At 73.3% G+C, this 22,788-nt stretch carries 24 protein-coding genes; 8 read left to right on the top strand and 16 right to left on the bottom strand.

Annotation, left to right across the window (positions count from 1 at the left end):
- The first annotated feature begins 254 nt into the window (after positions 1-254).
- The gene (locus tag ACIQFX_RS14665) at positions 255-671 is read left to right on the top strand and encodes a hypothetical protein (RefSeq protein ID WP_402462561.1); all 417 of its coding nucleotides are present in this window, start codon (positions 255-257) and stop codon (positions 669-671) included.
- 10 nt (positions 672-681) lie between these two features.
- Here the strand turns inward: ACIQFX_RS14665 and ACIQFX_RS14660 are convergent, their stop codons facing one another.
- Positions 682-1,815, bottom strand: a complete 1,134-nt coding sequence (locus ACIQFX_RS14660) for a hypothetical protein (protein WP_402462558.1) — start codon at positions 1,813-1,815, stop codon at positions 682-684.
- Positions 1,812-2,744: a 5-dehydro-4-deoxyglucarate dehydratase gene (locus ACIQFX_RS14655; RefSeq protein ID WP_402462555.1), complete on the bottom strand. Its 933-nt coding sequence runs from the start codon at positions 2,742-2,744 to the stop codon at positions 1,812-1,814. The genes ACIQFX_RS14660 and ACIQFX_RS14655 overlap by 4 nt, the downstream gene beginning before the upstream one ends.
- Before the next feature lie 229 nt (positions 2,745-2,973).
- On the opposite strand from ACIQFX_RS14655, the gene ACIQFX_RS14650 reads away from it, so the two are divergent.
- Complete coding sequence (locus tag ACIQFX_RS14650) at positions 2,974-3,783, top strand: NAD-dependent epimerase/dehydratase family protein (protein ID WP_402462552.1); 810 nt, start codon at positions 2,974-2,976, stop codon at positions 3,781-3,783.
- A gap of 499 nt (positions 3,784-4,282) precedes the next feature.
- On the opposite strand, the gene ACIQFX_RS14645 is transcribed toward ACIQFX_RS14650, so the two are convergent.
- Complete coding sequence (locus ACIQFX_RS14645; RefSeq protein ID WP_402462549.1) at positions 4,283-5,278, bottom strand: AraC family transcriptional regulator; 996 nt, start codon at positions 5,276-5,278, stop codon at positions 4,283-4,285.
- Between the two features lie 55 nt (positions 5,279-5,333).
- On the opposite strand from ACIQFX_RS14645, the gene ACIQFX_RS14640 reads away from it, so the two are divergent.
- Together ACIQFX_RS14640 and ACIQFX_RS14635 are read left to right on the top strand one after the other, a co-directional pair.
- Positions 5,334-5,573: a hypothetical protein gene (locus ACIQFX_RS14640; protein WP_402462546.1), complete on the top strand. Its 240-nt coding sequence runs from the start codon at positions 5,334-5,336 to the stop codon at positions 5,571-5,573.
- 36 nt (positions 5,574-5,609) lie between these two features.
- Entirely contained in the window at positions 5,610-6,860 is a 1,251-nt protein-coding gene (locus ACIQFX_RS14635; protein WP_402462543.1) for a TerD family protein, read from the top strand.
- Positions 6,861-6,881: 21 nt separating this feature from the next.
- Here the strand turns inward: ACIQFX_RS14635 and ACIQFX_RS14630 are convergent, their stop codons facing one another.
- From ACIQFX_RS14630 to ACIQFX_RS14615, 4 genes are all read right to left on the bottom strand, one after another.
- Positions 6,882-7,898, bottom strand: a complete 1,017-nt coding sequence (locus tag ACIQFX_RS14630) for a 1-aminocyclopropane-1-carboxylate deaminase (protein WP_402462540.1) — start codon at positions 7,896-7,898, stop codon at positions 6,882-6,884.
- Between the two features lie 47 nt (positions 7,899-7,945).
- Positions 7,946-8,806 carry a GntR family transcriptional regulator gene (locus tag ACIQFX_RS14625; RefSeq protein WP_402462537.1) on the bottom strand — a complete coding sequence of 287 codons (861 nt, stop codon included), beginning with the start codon at positions 8,804-8,806 and terminating at the stop codon, positions 7,946-7,948.
- A gap of 63 nt (positions 8,807-8,869) precedes the next feature.
- Positions 8,870-10,318, bottom strand: a complete 1,449-nt coding sequence (locus tag ACIQFX_RS14620; protein WP_402462534.1) for an alkaline phosphatase PhoX — start codon at positions 10,316-10,318, stop codon at positions 8,870-8,872.
- Positions 10,319-10,599: 281 nt separating this feature from the next.
- A complete protein-coding gene (locus tag ACIQFX_RS14615) occupies positions 10,600-12,054 on the bottom strand; it encodes a hypothetical protein (protein ID WP_402462532.1) in 1,455 nt (484 codons plus the stop codon).
- A gap of 210 nt (positions 12,055-12,264) precedes the next feature.
- Here ACIQFX_RS14615 and ACIQFX_RS14610 point away from each other — a divergent pair, with 210 nt between their 5' ends.
- Positions 12,265-14,100 carry an endonuclease/exonuclease/phosphatase family protein gene (locus ACIQFX_RS14610; RefSeq protein ID WP_402462529.1) on the top strand — a complete coding sequence of 612 codons (1,836 nt, stop codon included), beginning with the start codon at positions 12,265-12,267 and terminating at the stop codon, positions 14,098-14,100.
- A gap of 12 nt (positions 14,101-14,112) precedes the next feature.
- Here ACIQFX_RS14610 and ACIQFX_RS14605 read toward each other — a convergent pair whose 3' ends face one another.
- The gene (locus tag ACIQFX_RS14605) at positions 14,113-14,820 is read right to left on the bottom strand and encodes an antibiotic biosynthesis monooxygenase (RefSeq protein ID WP_402462526.1); all 708 of its coding nucleotides are present in this window, start codon (positions 14,818-14,820) and stop codon (positions 14,113-14,115) included.
- 136 nt (positions 14,821-14,956) lie between these two features.
- Here ACIQFX_RS14605 and ACIQFX_RS14600 point away from each other — a divergent pair, with 136 nt between their 5' ends.
- On the top strand, positions 14,957-15,400 hold the full coding sequence (locus ACIQFX_RS14600; protein WP_402462523.1) for a GNAT family N-acetyltransferase: 444 nt from the start codon (positions 14,957-14,959) through the stop codon (positions 15,398-15,400).
- Positions 15,401-15,610: 210 nt separating this feature from the next.
- The gene (gene dapA / locus ACIQFX_RS14595) at positions 15,611-16,495 is read left to right on the top strand and encodes a 4-hydroxy-tetrahydrodipicolinate synthase (RefSeq protein WP_402462520.1); all 885 of its coding nucleotides are present in this window, start codon (positions 15,611-15,613) and stop codon (positions 16,493-16,495) included.
- Here the strand turns inward: dapA and ACIQFX_RS14590 are convergent.
- From ACIQFX_RS14590 to ACIQFX_RS14575, 4 genes are all read right to left on the bottom strand, one after another.
- Positions 16,474-16,692 carry a hypothetical protein gene (locus tag ACIQFX_RS14590; protein ID WP_402462517.1) on the bottom strand — a complete coding sequence of 73 codons (219 nt, stop codon included), beginning with the start codon at positions 16,690-16,692 and terminating at the stop codon, positions 16,474-16,476. The genes dapA and ACIQFX_RS14590 overlap by 22 nt on opposite strands.
- Positions 16,693-16,769: 77 nt before the next feature.
- Complete coding sequence (gene dapD / locus ACIQFX_RS14585) at positions 16,770-17,753, bottom strand: 2,3,4,5-tetrahydropyridine-2,6-dicarboxylate N-succinyltransferase (RefSeq protein WP_402462514.1); 984 nt, start codon at positions 17,751-17,753, stop codon at positions 16,770-16,772.
- A 109-nt stretch (positions 17,754-17,862) separates the two neighbouring features.
- A complete protein-coding gene (locus tag ACIQFX_RS14580; protein WP_402462868.1) occupies positions 17,863-18,417 on the bottom strand; it encodes a TetR/AcrR family transcriptional regulator in 555 nt (184 codons plus the stop codon).
- On the bottom strand, positions 18,414-18,734 hold the full coding sequence (locus ACIQFX_RS14575; RefSeq protein WP_402462511.1) for a DMT family transporter: 321 nt from the start codon (positions 18,732-18,734) through the stop codon (positions 18,414-18,416). Before ACIQFX_RS14575 ends, ACIQFX_RS14580 begins: the two co-directional genes overlap by 4 nt.
- 40 nt (positions 18,735-18,774) lie before the next feature.
- Between ACIQFX_RS14575 and ACIQFX_RS14570 the strand changes: the two genes are divergently transcribed.
- Positions 18,775-19,872, top strand: coding sequence for an oxidoreductase (locus ACIQFX_RS14570; RefSeq protein WP_402462508.1), 1,098 nt, complete (start codon positions 18,775-18,777; stop codon positions 19,870-19,872).
- A gap of 76 nt (positions 19,873-19,948) precedes the next feature.
- Here ACIQFX_RS14570 and ACIQFX_RS14565 read toward each other — a convergent pair whose 3' ends face one another.
- The 4 genes from ACIQFX_RS14565 to sufC are packed head-to-tail and all read right to left on the bottom strand — an operon-like array spanning position 19,949 to position 22,785.
- Entirely contained in the window at positions 19,949-20,287 is a 339-nt protein-coding gene (locus tag ACIQFX_RS14565; RefSeq protein ID WP_017238620.1) for a metal-sulfur cluster assembly factor, read from the bottom strand.
- Positions 20,284-20,745: a Fe-S cluster assembly sulfur transfer protein SufU gene (sufU, locus tag ACIQFX_RS14560; protein WP_250768641.1), complete on the bottom strand. Its 462-nt coding sequence runs from the start codon at positions 20,743-20,745 to the stop codon at positions 20,284-20,286. The genes ACIQFX_RS14565 and sufU overlap by 4 nt, the downstream gene beginning before the upstream one ends.
- Before the next feature lie 10 nt (positions 20,746-20,755).
- Entirely contained in the window at positions 20,756-22,009 is a 1,254-nt protein-coding gene (locus ACIQFX_RS14555) for a cysteine desulfurase (RefSeq protein WP_402462865.1), read from the bottom strand.
- An 11-nt stretch (positions 22,010-22,020) separates the two neighbouring features.
- On the bottom strand, positions 22,021-22,785 hold the full coding sequence (gene sufC / locus ACIQFX_RS14550) for a Fe-S cluster assembly ATPase SufC (RefSeq protein ID WP_017238623.1): 765 nt from the start codon (positions 22,783-22,785) through the stop codon (positions 22,021-22,023).
- Positions 22,786-22,788 lie beyond the last annotated feature (3 nt).

Genomic DNA, 22,788 nt, shown 5'->3' with positions numbered 1-22,788 from the left:
CATGCTGGAGCACGACGAGCGGTGCATGCAGGGGATGGTCACGGGTCCCGGTCCGCTGCCGAGGACGCGGAACGAGGCCTTTCCCCCGGCCACGGTCTGCGAGTTCGCGGGCGGGGAGGTCTCCTCGCCCGACGGCTTGAGCGTCCTCGGCCCGCTGCTCTGGCTCGCCCTGACGGTCCTGGTCGTCTGCCTGTTCGCGGCGCTGCTCGCGGAGTGCTTCGAACCGCGCGTCGGCGCCCCCCTGGGTGCGGCCGATGTCCCGGGCCGAGAAGCTGAACCGGACGAGAACGGCACTCGTCGTGACCGGCTCCGTGTTCGCGACGCTGTACGCGCTGGTCGGCTGGAAGCTGCTCGCGGGCCCGTCGTCGGCCTGCTCCACGGGCGGCGGCTGGGGCGAGCACGCGCCCACGACGGTGGCGCACTCCTTCTTCCCGCCCCAGGCCACCTGCCGCTACACCAGCGGCACGACGTCGCTGCTCACCCCCGAATGGCCGGCCTCCCTCACCGCGCGGTCGGCCGCCCCCACCCTGGTCGCGGCGGTCGCCTTCGCGCTCGCGTGGCGACGCCGGCGCGCGGAGCGGCGGACGGCGGACGCGGCGGGCCCGGCGGACACCGCAGGGCCGGCGGACACCGCGCGCCGGGGAGCCGCCGACACGACCCCCCGGCCCTGATCCGCCGGGGCTAGCCGAGCTTCCGCAGCGCCGTACGGACCGCGTCCAGGTCCTCGTCCGAGGCCAGCCCGGCGTGGTACAGCCGCAGTTCGGTCGCGCCCGCGTCACGGGCCGAGGCGGCGTCGCGGGCGAGGTCCCCGGGGGCGCCGCCCATGCCGCCGACGACCTGGAGGTTGGCCGCGACGACGGTGCCCGGGCGGGCGTGGGCGGCGAAGGCGGCGACCTTCGGCGGGCGGGCGACGACGCCGTCCGCGAGCCCCAGGACGTGCACCGGGTCGGTGCCGGCGTCGGCGCCGCAGCGGTACGGGTCGGGGTCGGCGTGCAGCAGGATCCGGAAGCCGGGCGGGGCGGCGGCCCGTACGGCGGCCACGGCGGCCTCCTGGAAGGCGCGGGCCGTCCCGGCGCGCCAGGCCAGGGCCGGGGCCTCCAGGACACCGAGGCCGCCCGCCGGTCCCGATCCCGTCCAGACGGGCGCCAGGGCCGTGCGCACGGCGGCGGCCAGTTCGTCGGGGTCGGCGCCTCCGTCCCCGTACCCCTGCCGGCAGGCGGGGCAGAAGCAGAGCGACATCAGGTGCTGCCCCCGCTCGCCGAGGGAGATCCCGCCGGTCTTGTCGTGGGCGTGCAGGTGGGCGAGGCCGTACCAGCCGCAGGACTCCAGCTCGGTGCCGGCCGCGCCGGGCCGGACGGCGGCCTCGGCCGCCAGGTCGACGAGCAGCGCGCGGACGTCGGGGCGGGCGATGCAGGGGGCCCAGGGGTACCGGTCGCCGTAGGCGTTGACGACGGAGGTCTCCGGATGCTCGGCGCCGAGGCGGGAGTTGTGCGCGAGGACGACCCAGCTGTGCACGTCGAGGCCGGTGCCGGCGAGGGCGTCGGCGGCCCGCCCGTACGCGTCGCCGGGTGCCCACTCCCCCGCCGGGTACGGGCGCAGCGCGCGGCCGGCCCAGCGGTCGGGGTCCGGCGGGTAGAGCACGGCGGCGTGCTCGGCGGTGACGACCCGGTGGGCGGGGTGCCGGGGGCTCAGCGCCCGGGTGGAGTGGTAGGCGGCGGCGAGGGTGACCTGGGCGAGGCCGAGTCCGGCGAGGAGTCCGGGCGCGGCGGGGTCGCCGTCGACGTCCCACGGGTAGACGAAGGCGCCCGCCCTCACGCCCCGGCCTCCTCGAGGAGGGCCCGGCCGCGCTCGACGAGCAGGGCGAGTTCGCGGAGGTGTTCGGGTGCGGGCTCGCTCAGCGGCGGCCGTACCGCGCCGACGTCCAGGCCTCCCAGCCGCACCGCCGCCTTGACGAGCGAGACGGCGTATCCCCGCCCCTGGTGGCGGAGTTCGACGAACGGCCGGTAGAAGCCGTCGACGAGCAGGTCGACGGTGGCGTCGTCGCCGGCGGCGAGGGCGCGGTGGAAGGCGAGGGCGAGGTCGGGGGCGAAGCAGAAGACGGCGGAGGAGTAGAGGGTGACGCCGATGGCGCGGTAGGCGGCGCCGGTGAGTTCGGCGGTCGGCAGGCCGTTGAAGTACAGCAGGTCGAGGCCTTCGGCGCGGACGGCGCTGACGATCCGCTGCATGAGACCGAGGTCGCCGTGGCCGTCCTTGAGGCCGATGACGCCGTCGGTGCGGGCGAGGGCGACGGCGGTCTCGGGGGTCAGGATCGCGTTGTCCCGCTGGTAGACGATGACGTCGAGCGGGGTGGCGGCGGCGAGTTCGGTGTAGTGGCGGAGCAGTCCGGCCTGGTCGGCGACGACGAGGTACGGGGGCATGGCGAGGAGTCCGTCCGCGCCCGCCTCCTCGGCGAGGCGCGCGTACCGGACGGCGAGCGCGGTGCCGTAGCCGGTGCCGGCGACGACCGGGACGCGGCCGGCCGCCTCCTCGACGGCGGCGGCGACGCAGTCCCGGAACTCCTCGGGGGTGAGGGCGTGGAACTCTCCGGTGCCGCAGCAGGCGAACACGGCCGCGGCGCCCGCCTCGACACCGGCGCGGACGTGGGCGCGGAAGGCGTCGAGGTCGACGGAGCCGTCCGGCGCGAAGGCGGTGACGGGGAAGAAGAGCAGGCCGTCGAGCCGGCCGGCGAGCGGGGCAGTGGTCACGGGGGCTCCCAGGGAAGTCCGTCGCACACAGACACGCTGTGCACAGTTCTGACTGTCATCCATATTCTTGAACGATGCCGTGACGCACGCTAGATCAGCCCGGAACAAGGGTCAAGGAGAAAGGCCGCCGCACCACCGGCCCTTGACGCTCCGTCGGACCGCTCCCTAGCGTGTCCACGGTTGTGAACGACACTCAGCCGCATGGCACTCGACGGAGGAGGCCCGCTCCATGCCCGTACCCCGCACCGTCCTGCTCACCGGCGCCGCCGGGGGCGTCGGCACGCTGATGCGGGAGCTGCTGCCCCCGTACGGCTACGACCTCCGCCTCCTGGACGCCGTCCCGGTGCCCGGGGAACCGGACGCGATCGTCGCCGACCTCGCGGACCGCGCGGCGCTGCGCGAGGCGGTCCGGGGCGTCGACGCGGTCGTGCACCTCGCGGGCATCTCCCTGGAGGCCGACTTCGACCGGATCGTGGCCGCCAACATCACCGGCACCCACCACCTCTACGAGGCCGCCCGCGAGGAGGGCGTCCGACGCGTGGTCTTCGCCTCCAGCAACCACGCCGTCGGCTTCACCCGGCGCCCGCGCGAGGGCGAACCCCTCGTCCCGGTCGACACCCCGCACCGCCCCGACACCTTCTACGGCCTGTCCAAGTGCTTCGGCGAGGACCTGGCCCAGCTCTACTGGGACCTGCACGGCGTCGAGACCGTCTCCGTCCGCATCGGCTCCTGCTTCCCCGAGCCCACCTCCGTGCGGATGCTCTCGATGTGGCTCAGCCCCGCGGACTGCGCCCGCCTCCTGCACGCCGCGCTCACCGCCCCGGACGTGGCCCACACGGTCGTGTACGGCTCCTCCGCCAACACGCGCGCGTGGTGGGACCTCACCACAGCCCGCGCGCTCGGCTTCGATCCGCGGGACGACTCGGAGGCGTACGCGGAGAAGCTCCTCGCCGACAAGGGCGTCCCGCCGGAGGGCAGCGCCGACGACCTGTACCTGGGCGGCCACTTCTGCGTGGACCCGCCCCGCTGGCCGCACTGAGCGACCGGGGGCGGGCCCACGGGGCACCGACCGGGGGGACGGGGGTGCGATGGTGCTCAGGACCCGGCCGGACTGATACGGGGGAGCCGGCCGGGGCCCGGGTCACGGCGCGCGCTGGCAGACCGGACCTCCTCACCGTAGGCCCGGGCGAAGATCATCGCGAGCCGCGGAACGCGGCCCCTGTCCGGAATGCGCGACGAGTCGACGCACGGCGGCGAGCACCCGGCGCACGCCCGGCGCACGACACGCCCCCGCCCCCGCCCCGCACACCCCCGGCGGGCCGACCCGAACTCTGGCTTGAAACCCCGACTCCGGGTCCGGAGCCGGAACGGAGCCGAACCCGGGACGGCCCGAGAGCCGGATCCTGCCCGACCCGGACCCGGAGCCCGGCCCCCGGAGCCCAGCCCCGGATCCTGCCCAGCCCCGACACAGCCCCGGCCCGGTCAGCGGTCAGCGGACCCCGGTCAGCGGTCAGCGGTCAGCGGTCAGCGGTCAGCGGTCAGCGGGGCGACCGCAGCGTCCGTGACGGCGACTCCCCGAACTTCTCGCGGTAGCGCGCCGCGAACCGGCCCTGGTGGGCGAAGCCCCAGCGCCAGGCCACCTCGCTCACGCTCACCTCGTCCGGGGCCGCCGCCCGCAGTTCCTCCCGCGCCCGGTCGAGGCGCACCTCCCGCACGTACGCCATCGGCGACATCCCCACGTACTCCCGGAAGGACTCCTGGAGGCGCCGCACGCTCACCCGGGACAGCGCCGCGAGCTCGGTGCTGGTGAAGGGGTGCTCGGGGCGCTCCCGCACCGCGTCCATCGCCCGCTTCACCGGCGCCGGGCGGCGCGGCTCCGCGGGGTGGGCGAGGGCCTCACGCCAGGGGTGGTCGGCGGCCAGGAGGAGCCCGTTCAGGAGGGCCTCCTGCAGGGGCCGGGCCACCAGTTCGTGCCGGGCGAGCCCGTCCCCGGCGAGCGCCTCCGCGGCGACCTGCCGGGCGAAGCGCACCCAGCTCAGACCGGGGCCGCGCGTGATGTCCAGCAGGGGCGCGAAGGCCAGCGGGCCGCCCGGCGGACGGCCGGTCAGCGCCCCCAGCCGGTCGCGCAGCGCGGCCGCCCCGACCTTCACCGACAGGGTCCGGCAGTCGCCGCTCCAGCGGTCGAGGAAGGTGTCCCCCGCCGGATCGAGCAGCAGCGCCTCGGCCGGCGTCGCGACGACCGTGGGGCCGCCGCCCTGGCGCATCTCCATCGTCCCGCTCAGCGGCGCGTTCAGGTGGTAGGCGCCGAGCTCGCCGAAGCTCATCCGCACGTCGGCGCCGCAGCTCAGGTCGCCGATGACCAGCGGCCCCAGCACGACGGTGTCGAAGCGGGCCGCGAAGGGGCGCCGCTCCCCGTCGAGCACGTCCATCCGGTTCGCGTAGTAGCGGGCGTCGAGCTCCACGCGCGCCTCGTCCACGTCCCCCGTACGGAACGAACTCCCACCCACCGCACCCGCGGACCGCACTGCACCCATGAACCGAAAGAATATTCATATGACGGATCTGACCGGGAACGGCAGGATGCGCGGCATGCCACGACCTCAGGGATTCACGTACGAGCAACGCCGCGACGGCACCGTCGTCCTCACCCACCAGGGGCGCGCCGCGGGCGTGCTGCGCGGCGGGCGGGCCGAGAAGTTCCTCGCGGAGGTGGAGTCCGGCGACGCCCAGCTGGTCATGGCCCGCTGGACGGGCTCGTACCGCTTCGGCAACGAACGGCAGGCCAGGAACCATCCGCGTAACCAGGGTGGCCGAACCGGGCGCGGGTAAGGGAACGGCAAAGGGGCTCGGATCGTTAGCCCTGGCATGACCGCTATGACCCCCGGCTCGAACATCCCTCTCACCGCCGCGCGCGTGGCGGTGGACGTCGCCGCCCCGGTGCGGCTCGACGTCTCGGGCCTGCTGCTCGGCGCAGACGGCAAGGTCCGCTCGGACGACGACTTCATCTTCTACAACCAGCCGACCGGGCCCGGTGTCACCTACCGCTCCGGCGGCGGGACCGCGCCCGACGCCATCCTGGTGGACACCGCCTCCCTCCCGGCCGGCATCGAGCGGATCGTCGTCACGGCGAGCCCCGACGCCGCCGGCCAGACCTTCCAGGGCATCGAGCCCACGGCGACCCTGCGCAACGCGGACGACGGCAGCGTCCTCGCCACCTTCACGCCGCCGCGCCTGGCCACCGAGACGGCCCTGGTGGTCGTCGAGATCTACCTGCGCAACGGCGCCTGGAAGGCCCGCGCCGTGGGCCAGGGATACGCGAACGGCCTGGCCGGCATCGCGACCGACTTCGGCGTCTCGGTGGACGACGAGCCGGCCGCCGCCCCGGCCGCCGCCCCGGCACCGGCCGCCGCCCCGGCACCGGCCGCCGTCGCGCCGCCGGTCCCGCCCGCGCCGGCCGCCGCCCCGGTCGACCCGCGGATCGCGGCCCCGCCGGCGCCGCCCGCTCCCCCGGCCGCCCCCGCCGCCCCCGTCTCCACCGGCAAGATCAACCTCGACAAGGGCCGGGTCAGCCTCCAGAAGAACCAGACGGTGTCCCTGGTCAAGGGCGGCCGTCCGCTGCTGTCCCAGGTCAAGATGGGTCTCGGCTGGGAGCCCGCCTACCGGGGCAAGGACATCGACCTGGACGCCTCCGTCATCGCGTACGGCCCGCAGCGCAACCACCTGGACAGCTGCTACTTCGGCAAGCTGTCCATCCTGGGCGGCTCGGTGAAGCACTCCGGCGACAACCTCACCGGCGAGGGCGCGGGCGACGACGAGGTCATCGTCGTCGACCTGGGCCGGCTGCCGGCCGACGCCACCGGCCTGGTCTTCACGGTCAACTCCTTCTCGGGCCAGAAGTTCACCGAGGTCGCCAAGGCCTACTGCCGGCTGATGGACGCGGCGACCGGCGAGGAGCTGGTCCGCTTCGACCTCACGACCGCCGAGCCGCAGACCGGCGTGATGATGGCCAAGCTGATCAAGCAGTTCTCCGGCGAGTGGGAGATGACGGCGATGGGCGAGTTCGTGAAGTCCCGCACCGTCCGCGGCATGGTGAAGCCGGCCGCCCAGGCGCTCTGAGCGACCGGCCGGGGCGCGCCGCTAGAACAGGGCGCTGTAGGCGTTGAGGGCGGGCTGGCCGCCGAGGTGGACGTAGAGCACGGTCGAGTCCCGGCCGATCTCTCCCCGGTCCACCAGGTCGACCAGCCCCGCCATCGACTTCCCCTCGTAGACGGGGTCCGTGACCATGCCCTCGGTGCGGGCGGCGAGCCGCATCGCGTCGAGGGTGGCCTCGTCCGGGATGCCGTACACCCCGGCGTGGTAGCGCTCGTCCAGCTCGACGTCGGCCGCCGTCACCTCGCGCTCGACGCCGATGAGGGCGGCGGTGTTCCGGGCGATCCGGGTGATCTGCTCATGGGTCGGGCCGGGCTTCGCGGAGGCGTCGACGCCGATGATCCGGCGGGCCGGTCCGCCCTCCTCGGCGAGCGCGGCGAAGCCCGCGACCATGCCGGCCTGGGTGGAGCCGGTCACCGAGCAGACGACGACCGTGTCGAAGTGGACGCCGAGCGCGCGCTCCTGCTCGGCCACCTCGTACGCCCAGTTCGCGAAGCCGAGGCCGCCGAGCGGGTGGTCGGAGGCGCCGGCCGGGATCGCGTACGGCTTTCCGCCGCCCTCCTCGACCTCCCGCAGCGCCTGCTCCCAGCTCTCCTTGAAGCCGATGCCGAAACCGGCCTTCACCAGGCGCACGTCGGCGCCGGCGAGGCGGCTGACGAGGATGTTGCCGACCTTGTCGTAGACCGCGTCGGGCCAGTCGACCCAACTCTCCTGGACGAGGACGCACTTCAGGCCGGCCCGCGCCGCGACGGCCGCGACCTGGCGGGTGTGGTTCGACTGCACGCCGCCGATGGAGACGAGGGTGTCGCAGCCCTGCGCGAGGGCGTCGGCGACCAGGTACTCCAGCTTGCGCGTCTTGTTCCCGCCGTACGCCACCCCCGAGTTGCAGTCCTCCCGCTTGGCCCACAGCGTGGCGCCCCCGAGGTGATGCGTGAGCCGCTCCAGGGGATGGACCGGCGAGGGCCCGAAGAGGAGCGGGTAGCGGTCGAAATCGGTGATCGGCAAAGCGGCTCCCGGTGGGTGACGGCGACGGATCGGCGGTCCGGGACTCCCTACGGACGCCCGGACGGTACGGGCGGTGCGGGCGGTGCGGGCGGTACCGACAGTACGGAGACCCCGGCGGGCTCGTGGCTGCCGGCAGGTGCCTGGCCCACGGCGGGTTCGCGGCCCTCGGCGGGCGTCCCGCTCACGGCGGGCGTCCGGCTCTCTGCAGACGTCCCGCTCCCGGCGGGCGGCGCGGGGATGCCGGTGACCTCGGCGACCTCGATGGCGTCGTCGGCGAGCTGTTCGAGGGCCGCCCAGATCTCCGTGGTGACCCGGACCGCCTCCTCCGCGTCGCCGGCCGCGCACGCCTCGATGAGCCGGGCGTGCAGTTCGGCCGAGCCGCAGCTCCCGGCGTCGCCGAAGAGCCGCCGCTCGACGCGGCGGATGAGCGGGGTGTACCGCGCGATGGTGGCGGCCGCGGCGTGGTTGCCGCTGGCGACGACGAGGACCTCGTGCAGCTCGTCGTCGGCGCTGAGGGCGGCCTCCACGTCGGAGGCGCGGACGGCGGCGGCGAAGCGCTCGTTGGCCTCGCGCATGGTCCGGATGCCCTCGGGGCCGAGGAGGGGCACGCCGGTCCTGGCGGCGAGTTCGTGCATCACCCGGACCACCGAGGCGGCGTCCCGGACGACCCGGCTGACCGGCCGGGTGACGCGGGTGTAGCTCTGCGGCTTGGACTCGACGAGTCCCTCGTCGCCGAGCCGGGCCAGGGCCTCGCGCACGGGCGCGCGCGAGAGCCCGAGCCGTTCGGCGAGATCGGCGTCCTTGAGCGGGGCGCCGGGCGCGAGTTCGCCGCGCACGATGGCCTCGCGCAGCGCCTCGTACGCCCGGTCACGCAGGAGGGTCCGGCCCACGGGCCGCAGTGCGTCCATGGGCTGACATGTTAGATGTCAGCCCATGGCGCTGACCAGGGATCAGTTTCGGCCCGGGGGCGTTCAGCCGCGGGGCTGGCGGCGCCAGGGGCCGGTGATCGCCACCATGATGCCCGGGTTCTGGATGCTGGCGAACAGCGTGTCACCGTCGGGCGAGAAGGTCACGCCGGCGAACTCGCTGTCGTTGAGGTCGTTCCGGGCTATCGGGTACGTCCGGCCGGAGTCCGTGGCGCCGAAGAGGTGCTGGACCCCCTCGCCGTCCTCGGCGAGGACGAGCCCGCCGTACGGCGAGACGGTGATGTTGTCGGGGCCGTCGAAGGCGCCGTCCTCGCCGGGGGCCGTGTTCACCCCGAGCAGCACCTTGAGGGTGAGGGTGCGGCGCTTGGGGTCGTAGAACCAGACCTGGCCGTCGTGCGCGGCGCCCGGGCTCTCCTCGCGCGCGTAGGAGGAGACGACGTAGGCGCCGCCGTCCGCCCACCACATGCCCTCCAGCTTGCGGGCGCGGGTGACCTGGCCGTCCGCGAACTGCTTGCGGACGGCGGTGGTGCGGCCGTCGCGGTCGGGGACGTCGACCCAGTCCACGCCGTAGACGGTGCCGATCCGGGTGGCCCGGGAGAGGTCGTCCACGAACCGGCCCGCGGAGTCGGTGCACTTGGAGGCCTGGAGCACACCGGCGTCGTCGGCGAGGGTGCGGAGCTTCCCGCGGCCGTGCTCGAAGCCCGCCGGCGGCGTCCAGCGGAACAGCAGCCCGTTGGGGTTGGAGGCGTCCTCGGTGAGGTAGGCGTGGCCGCGCTTGGGGTCGACGACGACGGCCTCGTGGTCGTAGCGGCCGAAGGCCTTGACCGGCTTGGGGTCGAGGTTGGCGCGGCGGTCGCGCGGGTCGACCTCGAAGACGTAGCCGTGGTCCTTGGTCATGCCGTTGACGCCGGCGCGGTCGGAGTTCTCCTCGCCGGTCAGCCAGGTGCCCCAGGCGGTGCGGCCGCCCGCGCAGTTGGTGGAGGTGCCGGCGATGCCGACCCACTCGGCGACGGTGCCGTCGCGGTGCACCTCGACGACCGTGCAGCCACCGGCGGCGGCCGGGTCGTAGACGAGGCCCTCGGCGAGCGGCACGGGGTGGGCCCACTTCGCGCGGGGGCCCTTGAGCTCGTGGTTGTTGACCAGGTACGTGCTGCCGCGCGGGCCGGCGAAGGCGGCCGTGCCGTCGTGGTTGGACGGGGTGAACTCACCGCTCTCCAGGCGGGTCACGCCGCTGTGGGTGACGACGCGGTAGGAGAACCCGGCGGGCAGGGCGAGCATGCCCTCGGGGTCGGCTTCGAGCGGCCCGTACCCGAGCGCGTGACCGTGGCCATGGCCATGGCCGTGACCGTGGTCGTGACCGGCACCGTACGCCTCCGGCTCGTCGGACGCGAGCGCCTCGGGCGCGGTGGCGAGAGCACCGACGACACCGGTGAGGGCGAGGCCCGCACCGGCGGCGGCGGACTGCTTGGTGAACTCTCTGCGGTTGAGGGGCATGGTGTGGCGTCTCCCTGTGGTGGCCTGATCTCGCGGGCCACCCTTGCGCGCCTCCGCGAACGGCGGCTGAACGCCGCGGGAACACCCGCCGCGCGCCTCACGCCGCGGGAACACCCGCCCGCGCTCACGCCGCGGGAACACCGACCGCGCGCCTCACACGGCGGGGACGCACCTCACGCGCCGGGAGTGCGCCTCACACGGCGGGTGCCGCCGGGTACGCGCCTCACGCGCCGGGTGCGCGACGACCGCGACGACCGCGCCGCCGCGCACCCGGCGCCGTGTCAGGAGCCCGACCGGGAGCGGGCCTTGAAGGCGGCCTTGCGGGCGTCCTTGGCGACGGCCTTGTCGCGGTGCAGGCGCCCCATGGCCTCCAGGACCTCGGCGGTCGCCGGGTGCTCGATCCGCCAGGCGGCCTCGAAGAAGCCGCTGTGGCGTCCGGTCAGCCCCTCGATCAGCTCCTGGAGCTCCTCCAGGTCGCCGTCCGCGCCGAGCTGCGCCGCGATCGTGTCGACGGCCAGCCAGAAGACCATCGTCTCGGAGGGCGCGGGCACGTCCGTCGCGCCCCGCTCGGCGAGCCAGACCCGTGCGAGGCCGCCGAGTTCCGGGTCGTCGAGCACCTCCCGTACCGCGGGCTCCGCCTCGGCGCCCACCAGGGAGAGCGTCTGCTGGCAGTACAGGCGGCGGAGCGGCGAGCCGGCGTCCGCGCCCCGGGCGGCGGCGAGCAGCTCGCGGGCGGCGGTGAGCGCGTCGCGGCCGGCCAGCCAGGCGGCGGTCTCCTCGCGGGCGGCGCCCTCCGGGTAGCCGGCGATCCCCGCGAGGAGCGCGTCGGCGCCCTTCCCGGCGAGGTCGCCGACGGCGGGCGCGTCCACGCCGGCCTCCAGCATGCGGGCCCGGACGCCGTACAGGCCGAGCGGGGTGAGCCGCACCATGCCGTACCGGGAGACGTCCTCGTCGTCGACCGGCGGGGCGGGCTCCTCGCCCTCCTCGGCCATCAGGGCCTCGTCGACGGGCTGGTACTCGACGAGCCCGATCGGCTCCAGGAGCCGGAACTGCTCGTCGAGCCGCATCATCGCGTCGGAGACCTGCTCCAGGACGTCGTCGGTCGGTTCGCCCATGTCGTCGGGGACGACCATGGACGCGGCGAGCGCGGGCAGCGGCACCGGGCCCTCACCGGCGCCGCCCTCGCTGACCGTCAGCAGGTAGAGGTTGCCGAGGACGCCCTCCAGGAAGTCGGCCTCCACCTCGGGGTCCCAGTCCAGCGCCTCGAAGTCGATCTCGCCGTCCTCGCCGACGACCGCGTCCAGGTCGTCGAGGACGGGGGCGACGGCGTCGGCGAAGACCGCGTCGAAGCCGTCCAGCCAGAGCGCGAGGACGTCCTGCGGCGAACCGCCGGTGACGAGCGCCAGGTTCTCGCCGGCGGCGGCGCGCCCGGCGGTCGCCCCCTCCGCGTCCTCCTCGCCGTCCTCGACGTCGACGAGACCGGTGTCGACCGCGAGCCGCCAGGCGTCGCCGGCCAGGATCGCGGCGTCCTCCTCGCCGGTGAGGCCAAGGAGTTCGACGGCCTCGGGGAGCTGCTCGTCGACGAGTTCGCCGCCGGCGTCGACCCGGGTGTCGGGCCCGGCCCAGCGGGCGAGCCGTACGGCCTGGACGAGGAGGGGGGCGGCCAGGGCGTCCCGCGCCAGCTCCGCGTCCGCACGGAGCCGAACGGGGGGAAGGGTGGGGTGCTCCGCTGACATCTGGGGGGTCTCCTCGACGCGTGCGTGGGTGAAGGCGAAAGGGCTCAAAGAGCGGTCCTCAGCGTAGACGCATCCGGGACGCCGTCCGGCGGTTCACGGATCCGTCAGCCTTCGTACACCCGTCGACTCTTGACAAGTCCACCGCTCTCGAAAGAGATTGACGCGCGTAGACCTTTCTGCCGATCGTCCAAGCACCCTCGGAGTCCTCTGATGTCTTCCTCCATACCGAGATCCGCCGCGGTCTCCGCCGTCGTCGCCGCCGCCCTCGCCGCCGGTCTGCTCGCGAGCTCGTCGAGCGCCGCCGCCGAGGACGCCGCCGGCGTCCGCATCCACGACATCCAGGGCACGACGCGCGTCTCGCCTCTCGTCGGCAAGCAGGTCACCGGCGTCACGGGCATCGTCACCGGCGTCCGCACCTACGGCTCGCGCGGCTTCTGGATCCAGGACCCCGAGGCCGACGCGGACCCGGCGACCAGTGAGGGCGTCTTCGTCTTCACCAGCTCCGTCCCGACCGTCGCCGTCGGCGACGCGGTCAGCGTGAACGGCACGGTCACGGAGTACGTCCCCGGCGGTCTGAACTCCGGGAACCAGTCGCTGACCCAGATCTCCAAGCCGGTCGTCACGGTCGTCTCGAAGGGCAACGCCGTCCCGGCCCCCGTCACGATCTCCCCCTGGTCGGTCCCCGACGAGTACACCCCCGAGGGCGACCCGGCCGCGGGCGGCTCGATCAACGGCCTGACGCTCGACCCCGAGACGTACGCCCTGGACTACTACGAGTCCCTGGAGGGCACCAACGTCCGGATCGGCTCCTCGCGGGTGGTCGGCGCCACCGACCCGTACGCGGAGCTCTGGGTGACGGTGAAGCCCTGGGAGAACGACAACCGCCGCGGCGGCACGGTCTACGGCTCGTACGAGTCGCAGAACACCGGCCGGCTCCAGATCCAGTCGCTGACCCCGCTCGCCCAGCAGCCGTTCCCCAAGGCGAACGTCGGCGACCGGCTGACCGGCACCACCGAGGGCCCGCTCGACTTCAACCAGTTCGGCGGCTACACGCTGACGGCCCGCACCCTGGGCACGGTCGTCGACGAGGGCCTGGAGCGCGAGACCACGGACAAGCAGCACAAGAACGAGCTGGCCGTGGCGACGTACAACGTCGAGAACCTCGACCCGACCGACCCGCAGGAGAAGTTCGACGCGCTCGCGAAGGCGGTCGTCGAGAACCTGGCCTCGCCCGACATCGTCGCCCTGGAGGAGATCCAGGACAACAACGGCGCCAAGAACGACGGCACGGTCGCCGCCGACGCGACGGTGAAGAAGTTCACCGACGCGATCCTGGCCGCCGGCGGCCCGGCGTACGAGTGGCGCTCGGTCGACCCGCAGAACGGCAAGGACGGCGGCGAGCCCGGCGGCAACATCCGTCAGGTCTTCCTCTTCAACCCCGAGCGGGTCTCCTTCACGGACCGCGCGGGCGGCGACGCCACCACCGCCACCGCCGTGACGGGCACCAAGGGCCGCGCCGAGCTGACCCTCTCCCCCGGCCGCATCGACCCGTCGAACGCCGCCTGGGATGCCAGCCGCAAGCCGCTCGCGGGCGAGTTCGTCTTCCGCGGCCGCACGGTCTTCGTCATCGCCAACCACTTCGGCTCCAAGGGCGGCGACGAGTCCATCGTCTCGCACCACCAGCCGCCGAACCGCTCCTCCGAGGCGAAGCGACTCCTGCAGGCGCAGGCCGTCAACGCCTTCGTGAAGGACATCATCGCGGTCGAGAAGCAGGCGGACGTCCTCGTCGTCGGCGACATCAACGACTTCGAGTTCTCCGGGACGACGGAGGCGCTGACCGAGGGCGGCGCGCTGTACCCGGCCGTGAAGTCGCTGCCCCGCAGCGAGCGCTACTCGTACGTCTACCAGGGCAACAGCCAGGTCCTCGACCAGATCCTGACGAGCCCGGGCGTGCACCACTTCGAGTACGACAGCGTGCACATCAACGCCGAGTTCGCCGACCAGGACAGCGACCACGACCCGCAGGTCCTGCGCTTCCGCCCCTGACGGACCGACCGGTCACACGCCCGCGCTCAGGCTGAGCGCGGGCGTGTACCGCCGCACCCGGCTGCCCGCGAGCCCCGGGTACGCGTGCACCCGCTTCCACGCCCCGCTCCGCCGGGCGCCGTCCGCCAGCCACTCCTCGTGGGCCTGCTCGCTCTCCCACTCGGCGTAGTTCAGGACCCGCCCGCCGTCGGTGGACAGATGGAACCGGGCGCTGATCCCACCGTGCGCCGGCCCCGCCGCCGCGTCCTCCTCCAGGGCACCGAACACGCTGTCCACCCAGTCCTCGCGGCGCCCCTCTCCGGCCCCTTCGAAGTCGGCCTCGGCGACCACGACGATCCCGCCCGGCTCCCCCGCGCCCGTCCCGCCGGCGGAGCGGTGGACCGGCGCGTAGCGGTGGAGCTCCACGCGCTCGATGCCGGGCACGGCGGCGTCGATCTCGGTGTTCCGGTCGTCGCGGTAGGTGCGGACGAAGTCGTCGTAGGCCTGCTGCTCGGTCCACTGCGAGTAGTGCAGCAGCGTGTCCCCGTCGGTCCCGACGGCGACGCTGTACGACAGCAGGCCGAGGTCCGGCCACGCACGGCTCTCCCAGGCGGTCCTGATGGCCTCGACGGCCGCGCGCTGGCGCTCCGGGGTGCCGACCCGCCAGGTGCTGACGAGGACGGCGCCGACTCCGGGGCGCTGGAAGTCGGGACGGGCATCGGGGCGTGCGACGGCGTTCATGCGGACGTTCTCCTTCGACGGGGATCGGCCCGGACCGGCCCGGATGACCACGGACCGGCTCGGTTTCGACGGGATCCACCGTCCTCCCTCAACCGCGCTTGAGGTCAAGCGGCTCCGGCGTGCGAGACTTCGCGCCGTGATCCTCCGCCCCGCCACGCGCGCCGAACTGCCCGCCGTCCTCGCCCTGCTGGCCGACGAGGAGAGGGTGGTGGACCCCGCCTCGGTCGTCGTCACGGCCGCGTACGAGCGCGCCTTCGCCGACATCGAGGGCGACCCGCGCAACGAGATGCTGGTCCTCGTGGACGGCGGCCTCGTCCTGGGCTGCCTCCAGGTCACGTACATCCCGGGCCTCGGCAAGGGCGGCGCCGAGCGGGCCCTGATCGAGGCCGTCCGGATCAGGGCCGACCGGCGCGGCGGCGGCCTCGGTCGGGAACTGATGGAGCGGGCCGTGGCGCGCGCGGGGGAGCGCGGCTGCGCGCTCGTCCAACTGACCAGTGACAAGCGGCGGTCGGACGCCCACCGCTTCTACGCCTCCCTGGGCTTCGCCCCGAGTCACGACGGCTTCAAGCGGGCGCTCTAGCCCGGGAGTCCGTCGTGCGGGACGAAGCCGTCACGTCCGCCGAGCACACCGCGTCAGCCGAGCACACCGCGTCTGCCGAGCACGCCGAGCACACCGCGTCAGCCGAGCACGCCGGGCGCGCCCACCCACGCCATCCTTCAGCAGTTCTTATCGCTCGAACCAAGAAGGTCTAAGTAGACCTACATGGTCCGGTGTGCCCAGACTTGCCGCATGACTCCTGTACGTCCTTTCGGCCGCGCGCTCTGCGCGATGATCACCCCGTTCGCCCCCTCCGGCGCGCTCGACCTCGACGCCGCGGCCGAGCTGGCCGTGCGGCTCGTGGCGGAGGGCTGCGACGGGCTGGTCCTCAGCGGGACCACCGGCGAGTCCCCGACCACGAGCGACGCCGAGAAGGCCGCGCTGGTGCGGGCCGTCCGGGCGGCGGTCGGTCCCGGCCCGTCGGTCGTCGCGGGCGTCGGCACCTCCGACACCGGGCACACCGTCGAACTGGCCCGGCAGGCCGAACGGGCCGGGGCGGACGGGCTGCTCGTCGTCACGCCGTACTACAGCCGCCCGCCCCAGGCGGCGGTCGAGGCGCACTTCCTGAAGGTCGCGGACGCGACCGGCCTGCCGGTGATGGTCTACGACATCCCCGGCCGCACCGGCACCCGCGTCGAGCCCGCGACGATGCTGCGGCTCGCCGCACACCCGCGGATCGCGGCGGTGAAGGACTGCGCGTACGACCTGCTCGGCTCGGCCCGGGTCATCGCGGAGGGCGGGCTCGCGTACTACTCGGGCTCCGAGGAGCTCAACCTGCCGCTGTACGCGGTCGGCGGCGCGGGCTACGTCAGCACGGTGGCGAACGTGGCGCCGCGTCAGCTGCGGGCGGTCCTCGACGCCTTCGACGCGGGCGACACCGCCGGGGCGGCCCGGCTGAACGCCCGGCTCCTGCCGCTCGTCGAGCTGATGATGAACGCGGGCCTGCCGGGCACGGTCACCGCCAAGGCGCTGCTCGGCGGCCCGGTACGGGAACCGCTGCAGCCCGCCGACCGGGAGGCGGTCGACGGGCTGCGGGCGGCGTACGAGGCGCTGCTTCAGGCGGAGTCGCTGGTGTAGGTCCTGCCGAGGACCGCGGCGTGCTCCAGGACGTCCTCCAGCGGGTCGTCGATCTGCCCGGTGTGGAGCGAGAGGCTGGGCCCGTTCGTCACGGTGGGCCCGTGGTGCGTGTGCGTCTCGTCCGCCAGGGCCGTACCGGCCGGCAGCAGGACCGCCGCCATCGTGAGCACCCCGACGAACGTGGGCTTCGTCCTCATGTCGACTCCTCGCCTTGTCTGCGTGCAGTGACTCTGCGTCGGGCCTAACGGCCTCCGTCGACGCGGAGTCACCCGCGTCAGTTGTGGCTGTGGAGGATGTCGTTCAGGCCGCCCCAGACCGCGTTGTTCGGGCGGGCCTCGACGGTGCCGGTGACCGAGTTGCGGCGGAAGAGGATGTTCGAGGCGCCGGAGAGCTCGCGGGCCTTCACGACCTGGCCGTCGGGCATGGTGACCCGGGTACCGGCGGTGACGTACAGGCCGGCCTCGACGACGCACTCGTCGCCCAGCGCGATGCCGACGCCCGCCTCGGCGCCGATCAGGCAGCGCTCGCCGATCGCGATGACGACGTTGCCGCCGCCCGAGAGGGTGCCCATGGTGGAGGCGCCGCCGCCGATGTCGGAGCCGTTGCCGACGACGACGCCGGCGGAGATCCGGCCCTCGACCATGGAGGTGCCGAGGGTGCCGGCGTTGAAGTTGACGAAGCCCTCGTGCATGACGGTGGTGCCGGCGGCGAGGTGGGCGCCGAGGCGGACGCGGTCGGCGTCGGCGATGCGGACGCCGGCGGGCACGACGTAGTCGGTCATGCGGGGGAACTTGTCGATCGAGGTCACCTGGAGGTGCAGGCCCTCGGCGCGGGCGTTGAGGCGCACCTTCTCGATGTCGTCGACGGCGACCGGGCCGAGCGAGGTCCAGGCGACGTTGGCGAGCAGGCCGAAGACGCCGTCCAGGCTCTGGCCGTGCGGCTTGACCAGGCGGTGGCTGAGCAGGTGCAGGCGCAGGTACGCGTCGTGGGCGTCGAGCGGCTTGTCGTCGAGCGAGGCGATCACGGTGCGGACGGCGACCACCTCGACGCCGCGGCGGGCGTCCACGCCGAGGGCCTTGGCGGCGCCCTCTCCGAGGGCGTTGACGGCCTCGTCGGGGGTGAGCCGCCCGGTGCCGGCGGGGCCGGGCGCGTCGGTCAGCTCGGGAGCGGGGAACCAGGTGTCGAGAACGGTGCCGTCGCCGGAGATGGTGGCGAGGCCGGCGGCGACGGCGCCGGTGGTGCGAGGAGCAGTGGTCATGACGGAAAACCTAACCGGCGGGCCCCCGCGCGGGCCAACCGGTCTCAGGTGTCGGTCGAGCGCATGGGCGGTTCCGACGAGCCGGCGGGGGACCGCCTCGGCACTTCCTTCAGGCCTCCGTGCGGAGGATCCGCGCCAGCACGAGGCGTGCGTACTCCTCGTCGTAGCCGCCGTCGGTGAGCAGCACCTGGAGGCAGATGCCGTCCATGACGGCGACCAGGGCGCGGGCGGTGACGGGGTCGGTGCGGTGGGCCAGGGCGGCGACGACGGACTCGCCCCACTCGGCGGCGACCGGGCGCAGGGCGGGGCGGCGCAGGGCGGCGAGGTAGAGCTCGTACTCCAGCTCCACGCGGGCGCGTTCGCCGCCCAGCCACTCCGCCAGGAGCCGGGCGAGCGCGGCGGCGAGGTCCACGTCCGGGTCGGTGAGGGCGGGGTGCTCGCGGAGCAGCCGCCCGAAGCCCTCGTTGGCCTTACGCAGCGCCGCGACGAGGAGTTCGTCGAGGGAGGCGAAGTGGTACGTGGTGGAGCCGAGGGGCACATCGGCCTCGGCGGCCACGGTGCGGTGGCTGAGGCCCGCGAGGCCGGCGCGGCCGACCACGCGCAGGGCCGCGTCGACGATCCGGTCGCGCCGCTCGGGGTCGTACCGCCTGGGCCGGGCCGTCAGTGGGCACCGCCCAGGTTGAGGACGGCGACCCCGGCGATGATCAGGACGATGCCGGCGATCTTGGCGAGGGTCATGGACTCGCCGAGGAAGAGCGCGCCGATCGCGGCGACGGCGGCGGTGCCGACGCCGGACCAGATGGCGTAGGCGGTGCCGACCTGGAGGGTCTTGAGCGCCTGGGCGAGCAGCGCGAAGGCGATCAGGTATCCGGCGCCGGTGATGAGCGAGGGCACCAGTCTCGAGAAGCCCTCGCTGTACTTCATGGAGGTGGTGGCGACGATCTCCGCCGCTATGGCGCCCGCGAGCAGTCCGTATCCCATGTGTACGAGCGTACACAGCGGCGGGCGCTACGGTGTGCACATGACATATCCCTCGGGGCCGTACGGATACGGATACGCTCCCCCGCCGCCCAAGCCCGGCGTCATACCCCTGGCGCCGCTCTCCTTCGGCGCCGTCCTGTCCGGAGCCTTCGCCACCTTCGGCCGCCACTGGAAGCAGCTGCTCGGTGTGACCGGGGCCGCCTACGGCGCCGCGCTGGTCGCCGTCGGCGCGGCGCTCGGCATCGCGTACGCCGCCGTCGGCGACCTCTTCCCCGCCGTGTTCGACCTGCCGGCCGGCGAGGAGCCTCGGTGGGACGACGCCCGCCCGCTGATCGTCGCCTTCGTCTGCGTCTGGCTCGCCGCCATGCTCGCGATGGTCTGTGCCAGCGCGGTGGTGGCGGCGGCCTGTCCGGCCGTGCTGCAGGAGGCGGTCCTCGGCCGACCCACCACCTTCGGCGCGATCTGGCACCGCTCCTGGGCCCGGATGCCCGCCGTCCTGGGCACCGTGCTGCTGACGAGCCTGGCCGTGATGATCCCGATGGTGCTCGTCGTCGTGGCCTTCGTCGGGACGTTCGTCGCCCTGCTCGCGGCCGCGGCCGAATCGGGCACCCCGGAGAGCGGCCTGTGGGTCGTCCCCCTGGTCGCCGTCGTCACGGCCCTCCTCCTCACCCCGCTCGCGCTCTGGATCTGGGTGAAGTTCAGCCTGGCCCCGGCGGCGGCGGTGATGGAGGGCCAGGGCGCCATCGCCTCGATGCGCCGCTCCTCGCACCTGGTCCGCGGCTCATGGTGGCGGACCTTCGGCTGCCTGCTCGCCGCCACCGCGATGGCCACCTTCGCGAGCTGGCTGATCCAGCAGCTGCTCTCCGTGCTGCTCTCGGTCCCGATGGCGGCCCTCGACTTCTCCGGCGACGACCCCGGCACCCTCGTCGCCGCCTTCGCCGTCCTCTTCGTCTTCCTCGCCGTCGGCCAGCTCGTCAGCCAGGGCATCGTCTCCCTGTTCCCGCCGCTCGTCACCGGCCTCCTCTACGTCGACCAGCGCATCCGCAAGGAGAACCTCGCCGCGGACCTGGCCCAGGCCGCCGGCCTCTCCGCCGGTCCCGCCACGGGCCCGCGCGGCGACTGGGGCCGGCACCACTGACGGAACCGCCCCCGTGCACGCGGAACGGCCGCGCCCCGAAGGGCGCGGCCGTTCCGCGTACGAGAGCGAGCCTCGATCAGACGTTGAAGCCGAGCGCGCGCAGCTGCTCGCGGCCGTCGTCCGTGATCTTGTCCGGGCCCCACGGGGGCATCCAGACCCAGTTGATCTTCAGCTCGTTGACGATGCCGTCCGTCGCGGACTTCGCCTGGTCCTCGATCACATCGGTCAGCGGGCAGGCCGCCGACGTCAGGGTCATGTCCAGCGTCGCGACGTTCGAGTCGTCGATGTGGATGCCGTAGATCAGGCCCAGGTTGACGACGTCGATGCCCAGCTCGGGGTCGACGACGTCGTACAGCGCCTCACGGACTTCTTCCTCGGAGGCCGGCTTCATCGTGGCCTCGGCGTTCTCGGTCATGCCGACTTCCTCTCCGCGTCGCCCAGCGCCTGGGCGGTCGCGTCCTTCCACGCCATCCAGCTGAGCAGCGCGCACTTCACACGGGCCGGGTACTTGGAGACCCCGGCGAACGCGACCGCGTCCTCCAGGATCTCCTCCATCGCGTCGTCGGGCTCGATCTGGCCCTTGGACTGCATCAGCTCCAGGAAGGTGCCCTGGATCCGCTGCGCCTCGGCCAGCTCCTTGCCGACGAGCAGCTCGTTGAGGACGGACGCCGAGGCCTGGCTGATCGAGCAGCCCTGACCCTCGTACGACACGTCCTCGATGCGCGAGCCGTCGTACTTCACGCGGAGCGTGATCTCGTCGCCGCACGTCGGGTTGACGTGGTGCACCTCGGCGTCGCCGTCCCGAAGACCGCGCCCGTGCGGGTGCTTGTAGTGGTCCAGGATGACGTCCTGGTACATCGAATCCAGCTTCACGAGCCGTCCCCTAGCCGAAGAAGTTCCGTACGTGCTCCAGACCCTCGACCAGGGCGTCGACCTCGGCCGGAGTGGAGTACAGATAGAACGACGCCCGCGTGGTCGCAGGAATTCCGTACCGCAGGCAGACCGGCCGCGCGCAGTGGTGGCCGACCCGGACCGCGATGCCCTGCTCGTCGAGGACCTGGCCCACGTCGTGCGGGTGGATGTCGCCCAGCGTGAAGGAGATCGCCGCGCCGCGGTCCTCGGCCGTGGTGGGGCCGATGATCCGCAGGTCGGGCACCTCCTGGAGGCGCCGGACGGCGTACTCGGTGATCGCGTGCTCGTGGCGCGCGATGTTCTCCATGCCGATCGCCGACAGGTAGTCCACGGCCGCGCCGAGGCCGACGGCCTGGGCGATCGGGGGCGTACCCGCCTCGAACTTGTGCGGCGCCGGAGCGTACGTCGAGGAGTGCATCGAGACGGTCTCGATCATCTCGCCGCCGCCGAGGAAGGGCGGGAGGTCCTCCAGGAGCTCCTGCCGTCCCCACAGCACGCCGATGCCGGTCGGGCCGCACATCTTGTGGCCGGTGAAGGCCACGAAGTCGGCCTGGAGCGCCTGCACGTCCAGGACCATGTGCGGGGCCGCCTGGGAGGCGTCGATGCAGACGAGCGCACCGACCTCCTGGGCGCGGCGGATGATCGTCTCCACCGGGTTGACCGTGCCCAGCAGGTTCGAGACCAGCGTGAACGAGACGATCTTGGTCTTCTCGGTGATGACCTCCTCGATGTTCGAGAGGTCGAGACGGCCGTCGTCGGTGAGGCCGAACCACTTCAGCTTCGCGCCCGTGCGCTGCGAGAGCAGCTGCCACGGCACGATGTTGGAGTGGTGCTCCATCTCCGTGATGGCGATCTCGGTCTCGTGGTCCACGCGGTAGGGCTCGTCGGCCCAGCCCAGCATGTTGGCCACGAGGTTGAGCGACTCCGAGGCGTTCTTGGTGAAGATCACCTCGTCGCGGCTCGGCGCGTTGATGAAGGCCGCGACCTTGTCACGGGCGCCTTCGTACAGCGCCGTCGCCTCCTCGGCGACCGTGTAGACGCCGCGGTGGACGTTGGCGTTGTGGCGCTCGTAGTACGTGTTGAGCGCGTCGAGGACCTGCCGCGGCTTCTGCGAGGTCGCCGCGGAGTCGAGGTACACGATCTTCTTGCCGTCGTGGACCACGCGATCCAGGAGCGGGAAGTCCTTGCGGATCGCCTCGGTGTCGAGGAGGCCGGAGAGCCCCATATGGGCAGAAGTCACGCGGACGCGCCACCCTTCACGTACTTGTCGTAGCCCTCGTTCTCGAGCTGGTCGGCGAGCTCGGCGCCACCGGACTCGGCGATGCGGCCGTTCGCGAAGACGTGCACGAAGTCGGGCTTGATGTAGCGCAGGATGCGCGTGTAGTGGGTGATCAGCAGGGTGCCGACCTCACCGGTCTCGCGGACGCGGTTGACGCCCTCGGAGACGATGCGGAGCGCGTCGACGTCCAGACCGGAGTCGGTCTCGTCGAGGATCGCGATCTTCGGCTTGAGGAGCTCCAGCTGCAGGATCTCGTGGCGCTTCTTCTCACCGCCGGAGAAGCCCTCGTTGACGTTGCGCTCGGCGAAGGCCGGGTCCATCTGGAGCTGCTCCATCGCGGACTTGACCTCCTTCACCCAGGTGCGCAGCTTGGGGGCCTCGCCGCGGACGGCGGTGGCGGAGGTGCGCAGGAAGTTGGAGACCGAGACGCCGGGGACCTCGACCGGGTACTGCATGGCGAGGAAGACGCCGGCGCGGGCGCGCTCGTCGACCGACATCTCCAGGACGTCCTCGCCGTCGAGGGTGACGGTGCCGCCGGTGACCGTGTACTTCGGGTGGCCGGCCAGGGAGTACGCCAGGGTCGACTTGCCGGAGCCGTTGGGGCCCATGACGGCGTGGGTCTCGCCCTGCTTGATGGTCAGGTCGACGCCCTTGAGGATCTCGCGGGGGCCGTTCTCCGCCTCGACGGAGACGTGCAGGTCGTGGATTTCAAGCGTAGCCATGGG

Source organism: Streptomyces sp. NPDC093089 (assembly GCF_044754405.1).
Taxonomy (GTDB): domain Bacteria; phylum Actinomycetota; class Actinomycetes; order Streptomycetales; family Streptomycetaceae; genus Streptomyces.
This window is presented reverse-complemented; position numbering and strand designations above follow the sequence as displayed.